Origin of the sequence: Williamsia sp. (assembly GCF_036566845.1) — a bacterium.
Classification (GTDB): domain Bacteria; phylum Actinomycetota; class Actinomycetes; order Mycobacteriales; family Mycobacteriaceae; genus Williamsia.
This window is the reverse complement of sequence record NZ_DATCVM010000220.1, coordinates 62,687-70,700: the sequence shown is the minus strand read 5'-3', so window position 1 is coordinate 70,700 and position 8,014 is coordinate 62,687. Positions and strand designations below refer to the sequence as shown.

The following is an 8,014-nucleotide window of genomic DNA, read 5'->3' as shown; positions in this document are numbered from 1 at the left end:
GCGAATGCGATATCGCGGGTACCGTGAAGCCATGGACTTCGGGGGAATGTTCACCAGATTGTCAGATCTGGTCGGGGACGCGGCGTTGGTCGCAGGTGATGACACTGAGTTGTCGTCGCGGGTGGTGACGGTGATCCATCTCAATCACGTTGTAGAGCAGATACTCTTCCGGCTGGTCGGTGAAGTCGATGCACGAGGGATCGCCAAGAGAACAGGGCGCGGCTCCACTGCCGGGTTGTTGAAGGACGCCGGGATGGCGCCGGCGGTCGCCCAACGGTACGTACGAGTAGGCACAGCACTCGACGCCATCGGATCGGTGGCATCCTACGCAGTGGACGGGACACTGTCGGGAGAGCACGTCGATGCAATCGTCAAGGGCATCAACCACATCGAACGAAGAATCCCTGACCTCCCCGATGCCGACCGCACCGAGTGTGTGCGCGGGCTGCTCCACGAAGCATTCGCCGCGGCGCCGGCTGCGGTGTCCGCGCGGGCCCGGCACATGGCGTTGGTGCTCTCGCCGCCAGACAAGGAGATCCCGGACGCCGAGAACCCGGACCTGAACGAAGTGTCCTTCGCCACCGGTTCCGATGGCCGCACCCATGGCGTGTTCGACCTGGACAACCTGATCGGTGAAAAGCTCGCCGTTGCTCTCGAACCGCTGTCGAAAAAGGTGCTCGAACCGGACGGTTCACCTGATCCACGGAGCACAGCCCAACGCCGGGCCGACGCACTGGAACTGCTGCTGGATACCTACCTCGGGCAAGAAGATCGGCCCACCAGTGGCGGCGTGAAACCCCACGTGGTGGTGACGATGCCCGTGGACTACCTGCAGCAGATGCAACTACGAGGTCTCGACGAGCTCAGCGGCGCCCGGCCACCGGACTTGGCACCGGCATTCGAATGGACCGGCCCCGTGTCAGCGTCAACAGCGCAGATGGTGGCCTGCGATTCAGTCATCACCAAGATCCTGCTCGACAACAATGCAGTCCCCCTCGACGTAGGGCGTGAACATCGCACCGTCACACCGGCGATCCGCAAAGCCTTGATCGCTCGAGACGGCGGATGTGCCTTTCCCGGATGTGGTTGCCCCGCAGGAAGAACCGACGCACACCACATCGCCTTTTGGAGCCGCGGTGGTAGCACCAGCCTGACCAACACAGTCCTACTATGCCGACGACACCACGGCTACATCCACCACCGCGGCTGGACGGTCTCCATCGGCCCCGACGGTCACCCCTGGTTCGTCGCACCCGGCACAACCACCCAGATCCGCTCCCACGCCCGCCGCACCCTGACCTCCGAACTCACCGCCGCATAGCAACGGCACGAGCCCGGAAACGCAAGACCCCACGAAACCTACGACGACATATTCCAAGAACCCCAAGCAACACGGCCACGGCCGTGTACTGCATGACCTTTGAGAACTGAATAGTGAAGCATCTGTGGTGGTCGCCTGCCCAAGTGGCGGCCGGCGACCACCACGCGACATCGAGGATCCAGTCCTCACTGTCTGGGCCCAACAGCTCGCACGCCGAGGCGCTGCGCCCACGGGCATGATGTCAGCCGATCCCCAGCGACCGCGACAGCATCGGCCACGAAGCGTGGAAGTCGTCATTCCAGTAACTCCACGCATGGGTACCTGTGAACCTGAAGTGTGTGGTCGGGGGCATCCCCAACGTCGTCAGACGTACCGCGAAGGCCCGGACGCACGCATTGGTGACCGCTTCGATCGCACCGCCGGCGATGATCTGGTCGGCGAGCTTCGCCACGTCGCCACCGATGTACTCGTTGTTCAGGCGATCATATTGGCCCGGAAGCCCGCTGCCTGCCGAGAGGAAGACCGCGGTCCCCCGGAGTCGTTCGGCGTGCACGTACGGATCGTGCTCGGCCCAGGCCGGATCAGAGGACGAGCCGTACATGTTCGCCGGATCGCCCACGCCGACGTGGTTCATCGTGATCCGGATCAGCGCCTGGCCCACGGGGTCGCTGACGTTGGCGCACCCGCTGTACGCCGCCACGCCCTGATACAACCCCGGTTTCGCGATCGCCAGCTGCAGCGCGGACGTCGCCACTCGCGACATGCCCACCACGGCGTTCCGCCCGGTGGTGTCGAGCAGTTCATCGATGACCGGCGGCAGCTCTTCGGTCATGAACGTCTGCCACTTGGCCACACCAAGGTCTGGATCGGGCTTCTGCCAATCGGTCCAATAGGCGTTGATACCTCCGGTCGGCGACACGATGTTGACATGGTCGTCGTCGAGGAAGTCGGCGATGTCGGTGCTCTCGTAGCGCCCACCGCCATCGAGGAGATACAGGACAGGGGCCGGAGCCGACATATCCGCCGGACGCCGGATGTGCACGGACACGTTTCGGGCCATCGCCGCGGACCACACTTGGACCTTGAACTCGCGCGGTTCCGTAGCCGACCTACCCAGAACCGAGTTCTCCGAGCGGGACAACTCCCGGTCCCAGTAGGCGATGTCGCCACTGTCAGCAGCACCGGACTGCGACGGCGCCGGCGCACCTACGGCTGGGCTGGCTCCCGCCAGGAAACAGGCCGCCGCCGCGGTGCAGATCGCAGCGCGCACAAAAAGCGAGGTGTTTAACAATTCTTCGCACCCATTTCAGCATTACCGAGACGAAACCAATATTCGGTAGCAGGCTAACCCGCGCAGCACCTTGGCGCAGTTTCGATACCAACGTGTGACTAAACGATTCAACTCATGCGAATTGTGCCCACGGCAGAGACTCGCCGCCCGACTACGCGCCTCGATACACCAGTCCACCGACACCCACCGCGCTGGTGTGACTGATTTCACAAAATCAATTCTGGCCGACTTGGCCGGCGGATCCGTCGCCACCGCGGCGAAAACGGGTCGAAGGATTCATGAATGTAACGATCATTGTTTGCTGATTCTAACAGTCAGAAGTGAACCTAATACTCGCCAAATAACTGAACTTACAGAATCCATAAATGCACTCTTCGGTTATTTAATAGGGAATTGAGTCCCTGGCCGGATGTGGTCCAAACAGATTCAACGGGAGTTAAGTCATACGCCGTAACTGGCAACGAAACCCCAGCGCACGCTACTGTTCGTTGATGAAGGGGCGCGTCAGTGCGCTCTTGGGCATCCACCCGGGTTTTCGCAAAGATGCCAGCAATATTGCTCTTCCGTGTCGCTACTTCCCACAAGGATTCTGCACGTGGAGTGCAAGACGCACACAAACTATTGTCGTTGAAGTTCATCGCTGAATGGCGCATGCCCGCGATGGCGCTGAAAGGTATCTGAAGACATGAATTACCCCGCAAAGGACGTTGTGGCCGTCGTCGGTCTCGGTTATGTGGGTCTGCCGACCGCCATGTCGCTGGTCGAGTCGGGCAAGAAGGTGATCGGTTTCGACATATCTGTGGACCGTCTCACACGAATTGCCTCTTGCGATGTCGATCTGTCTTCGGAGGATCTCGGAAGGCTCACAAGTGCGATCGAATCCGGCAAACTCGAATTGACGATCGACACCAGTCGGCTCCCCGAAGCCGAGGCGGTCATCATTTGTGTGCCGACTCCCGTCGACGAGAGCATGGCGCCCGATTTCACAGCCATTCACGGCGCGTGTGCCACCGTTGTCGAACGGGCATGCCCAGGTCAAACGATCATTCTCACATCGACCACCTACGTCGGAAGCACCCGCGATCTGATCGTCGAGCCATTGGCTGCCAGGGGTCTGGTCGCCGGATCCGACGTCTTCGTTGCCTTCTCGCCAGAACGTATCGACCCAGGCGTCAGCGCTCATACACCGTTGACCACCCCGCGCGTGGTCGGCGGAGCGACGCCGGCGTGCACCGAGCGGGCCACCGCTGTGTTGGCAGCGACGGCTGCCGCAGTCCACACTGTTTCGTCACCGGACGCCGCAGAGATGGCCAAGCTTCTCGAGAACACATTCCGCGCCGTCAATATCGCCTTTGCCAATGAGTTCGCGGAAATCGCAGAGGGCTTGGACCTGTCGATCGGTGAGGTCATCGACGCCGCAGCCACAAAGCCATACGGGTTCATGCGTTTCACCCCCGGACCTGGTGTGGGAGGCCACTGCATCCCGTGCGATCCGCACTACCTCCTGTGGCAGCTACGGCGCGGACGCCAGACCGCCCCGATCACAGAGATCGCAATGCGCGGCATCGCTCAGCGCCCGTCGGTGATCGTGGACAAGGTCCGCACCCGCCTCGCGAACACCGGCAAACCACTCGACGGCGCGCGCGTGCACGTCGTGGGAGTGGCTTACAAGCCCGGCGTGGCCGACGTTCGGGAGTCGCCCGCGTTGGAGATCATGTCCGAGATGATCCGCGCCGGCGCGCTGGTTACCTACTCCGATTCCCACGTCCCGTCGGTGACCATCGACGGAAAGCGGATTCCGCCGTCGTCCAGTGAAGCCGCCGAATCTGCCGATCTGATTCTGATCCATACGATTCACCCCGGCGAGACAGATTGGTGGACAGCCTTTTCCGAGGTGAACGGACGTCCTCAGGTGCTCGATGTCACCTACCGTTCCGAGCCGCACATCAACGCGAACGCCTCCTGAACCATGGTCTCCGCACTCCCGACCAAGCCCACACCCAGGGTTGAACCGGCCAAACCATGGTCTGCCCCAGCGGGTTCGGCGGCCCAGATCGACGCGGATCGGTGGGGTCCCCCGCACCCGCGCCGTCGCTGGTTCGACACCTGGGATCCGCACGTCCGCCGCGCCGCCAAGTTCCTGATCGTGGTTCTTGCGCTCACCCCGCTGTTCGCGCTGCTCGCCCGGCAGTTCCCCCAGATCACCTTCGACCCGTGGATCATGCTGTACGGGTTCCTGGTGTTGTCGTCGACGATCTATGCCTTCATCCTCGCGTATGCCCGTTACGAGGACCCGGCGGAGTCGCGCCACTCCAACCATGTTGCGCCCTTGAGCTTCCCACCGCTGGCCCCGGTGCCGACCGTCAGCTTCCTCGTCGCGATCAAGGACGAGCGGGCCGTCATCGAACGCTGCGTCCGATCCATGGTCGAATCTGACTACCCGGACCTCGAGGTCATCGTTGTCGATGATGCCTCCACCGACGGCACCACCGAGATTCTCCGGCAGCTCAAGACCGAGCTCGACTTCACCCTGATCGAACTCGAGCAGAATGTCGGTAAGAAGAACGCGCTCGTCAAGGGTGCCGCTGTTGCGCGCGGAGACGTCATCGGCTTCACCGACAGCGACTGCGTGCTGGCACCAGATGCCCTGCGGCGCTGCGTGGCTGCGCTGGTGTCGGAAGCCGACCTTGGTGCGGTCTCCGGTCACGCGCGAGCGCTCAATGCCGACTCGACCCTTCTCACCAAGATTCAGGACACCTGGTATGAGGGGTCCTTCCGCGTGGTCAAAGCAGCAGAAGCATCCGTCGGGTCGGTGACCTGCGTGTCCGGTCCGCTGGCGGTGTTCCGACGCGACGCCATCTGGAACTACCTGCCGGCCTGGGCGAACGACCGGTTCCTCGGCGGAGAGTTCAAGTTCGCCACCGACCGTCAACTCACCGGGTATGTGCTCGGCCAGAAGTGGCGTGGTCAGGCTCTCAAGAAGCAATATCCCGACTCTCCCTTCGTGTCCGAGGTGGACTATCCCGAGCGCAAGTGGCGAGTGGGATACGTCCGGTCGGCGAAGGTCTGGACCGTGGTCCCCGAATCGACGAGAGCATTCTTCAAACAGCAGGTCCGCTGGAAGAAGAGCTTCATCCGCAACGTCTGCTTCTCGGGGACATTCATGTGGCGCCGCGGTCTTCAGCCGTCGATCCTCTACTACGGCCACGGACTGTGGGTGGCGGCCGCACCACTGATGGCCATCCGGCACATGGTTTGGGCGCCGATCAGCGGCCTGTGGCTGCTCACCGCCCTGTATCTCGCCGGCATCTTCCTCAAAGGCTGCGCCTGGGCGGTCGCCTTCGCGATCGACAACCCCAATTCGACGCGCTGGCGCTACCGCCCGTTGATGGGTCTCATCTCGGCGCTGTGCCTGTCCTGGCTACTCCCCTACTCGCTGCTGACGATTCGTCGGAACATCTGGTCGAGGTCGCTATGAGTCTGAGAGCCCGAAAGATCCTGCGCGCCTTCCTCAGTATCTTGTTCATCGCGCTGTCCGTCCTGATGTACATCTTCGTCCTGAGCCGAGGTGAGCTCCTGTGAAGCTGTTGGATCGACATCGCGAAGCCCAGGAACAAGCGGCGATCACCCGCTCGCACGGCGCCGCCCTCATGCCTGAACTCGGACCGGCGGCCGAGCGCGGTCACGTAGGCCACCGACTCTCCGCCGTCGGCCTCCGGCTCCTGGCGATCGGCATTGTGCTGTCGCTGGTGGCCACTGCGGTCGTCCTGTGGTGGTGGAAGACCTACCTCGGATTCCAGGAAGGCACGGCCGCACCGGCATTCGGCGCCGCGGACAGCCAGGAATACACCGACTGGGCAGCGCACAACGCCGCCCTGAGCGGTTCCGGCTACGGTGCGGCCCCGATAGTCCTGACCTACCACGACATCAGCCCCGACCCCGACGCCGGACACTACGTGATCAGCCCCGAAGCCTTTGCCGCGCAGATGAAGATGTTGCGTGAGTCGGGATATCGGACGCTGACGGACTCGCAATACACCGACTACCTCCAGGGCACCTTCACACCGCCCGAACAGTCTGTGGTCATCACCTTCGACGACGGCACCTCCGGCCTCTACAAGTACGCCGACGCGATCCTGGACGACAACGGATTCACCGCGGTCAGTTTCCTCATCACAACGTCGGTCGGCACCAACCGCCCCTACTACCTGACCTGGCAGCAAATCGATCGGATGCAGAGTTCCGGTCGGTGGTCGTTCCAGTCACACACCGACAACCTGCACTACCGAACAGATGTTGACGGGCAACAACTTCCCGCGATGGCGGCCATGGAGTCACGCGACGGCGAGGTGGAGACCGGCGAGGAGTTCGCCAACCGGATGCGCCAGGACATCGCTGCCGCCGACACCCAGTTCGACGACCACGGGTTGCCGGCACCCTCGTTGTTCTCCTACCCGTTCTCCGCACCGAGTTCTCGAATCACCAATGAGGCGGTCGGGATCTCATCTCAGGTCTTCGCAGACCACTATGTGGCCGCGTTCACCAACCACGGGCACCCCATCGCGCCGGCCCCGGTCAGCGAGCCCCAGACGATGCCGCTGGAGCGACTCGAGGTGACCCGGGGTGAAACCACCCGCGAGGTGTTCGAGCGTCTCCGCGCGGCACAAACACTCCCCGTGGCGCCGATGGATCCGGTTGCGGTGGACAACAGCTGGCTCGAACCCGGGCGATACCTCCGAGGCCCGATCCATGACAGCGAGTTACCTTCGGGAACAGTACGATTCGAAGCCGACACACTGACATACACCGAAGCGCTGTGGGCGGCACAACGGACCGACCAGTGGACCGACTACACGCTGACGGCGACGGCGATCGATCTGCGCCAAGGCAGCTCCGTCGGGTTGCGGGTGCGGACCGGAACCGGCTCCGACCAATCGGTCCGTCTCATGGTCGGCCGAGAGCGGGCGACGGTCACCGATAGTGCCGATCGTGTCCTCGCGTCGTCGGTGCTGCCCACCAGCGGCACGCACGAGGTCCAGCTCACGGTGTCAACCGAACTGACCACGATCTGGATCGATGGGAGTTCCGTTGCCACAATTCCGTCCCGGGACGGCCGCGGCGGCTTCAGTGTCATCGGGAGCCGCAACTCCACCACACAACCCTTCGCGGCGTGGACAAATCTGCGTGTCGACACCCTCACCGGCAATTCCCTAGAATGATCATCAATTCACTTTTTGATCTGCACGATCAAATTCCCGTCTGGTAATTTGCCACTGGCATTTCAGAACAGCCGTTCGACCGGCCGCATTCTCGGGTAATACAAACAGTTGAAGTTCCCACGGGACAAGCCCGGCCATCGCCTGCGATTAATGGCCCACGAAATCCGGCCGCGATCAGGAAAG

General features: G+C 62.6%; 5 protein-coding genes. 4 read left to right on the top strand and 1 reads right to left on the bottom strand.

Annotation, left to right across the window (positions count from 1 at the left end; genetic code table 11):
• Positions 1-1,321: HNH endonuclease signature motif containing protein (locus tag VIQ49_RS21515; RefSeq protein WP_331888467.1), on the top strand; the 1,321-nt coding region annotated here is incomplete at its 5' end.
• A 241-nt stretch (positions 1,322-1,562) separates the two neighbouring features.
• Here VIQ49_RS21515 and VIQ49_RS21510 read toward each other — a convergent pair.
• Positions 1,563-2,612: an alpha/beta hydrolase family protein gene (locus VIQ49_RS21510; RefSeq protein WP_331888465.1), complete on the bottom strand. Its 1,050-nt coding sequence runs from the start codon at positions 2,610-2,612 to the stop codon at positions 1,563-1,565.
• Between the two features lie 685 nt (positions 2,613-3,297).
• On the opposite strand from VIQ49_RS21510, the gene VIQ49_RS21505 reads away from it, so the two are divergent.
• The 3 genes from VIQ49_RS21505 (at position 3,298) to VIQ49_RS21495 (ending at position 7,831) form a co-directional block, all read left to right on the top strand.
• Positions 3,298-4,578 (top strand): nucleotide sugar dehydrogenase, encoded by a 1,281-nt coding sequence (locus VIQ49_RS21505; protein ID WP_331888463.1) that lies wholly within the window; start codon positions 3,298-3,300, stop codon positions 4,576-4,578.
• Between the two features lie 3 nt (positions 4,579-4,581).
• Positions 4,582-6,090, top strand: a complete 1,509-nt coding sequence (locus VIQ49_RS21500) for a glycosyltransferase (RefSeq protein WP_331888461.1) — start codon at positions 4,582-4,584, stop codon at positions 6,088-6,090.
• Positions 6,091-6,190: 100 nt separating this feature from the next.
• A complete protein-coding gene (locus tag VIQ49_RS21495) occupies positions 6,191-7,831 on the top strand; it encodes a polysaccharide deacetylase family protein (RefSeq protein ID WP_331888459.1) in 1,641 nt (546 codons plus the stop codon).
• Positions 7,832-8,014: the final 183 nt, after the last annotated feature.

Excerpts from the sequence above, each read along its gene's own strand:
- VIQ49_RS21505 (WP_331888463.1), top strand. The coding sequence starts at position 3,298 with ATGAATTACCCCGCAAAGGACGTTGTGGCCGTCGTCGGTCTCGGTTAT.
- VIQ49_RS21500 (WP_331888461.1), top strand. The coding sequence starts at position 4,582 with ATGGTCTCCGCACTCCCGACCAAGCCCACACCCAGGGTTGAACCGGCC.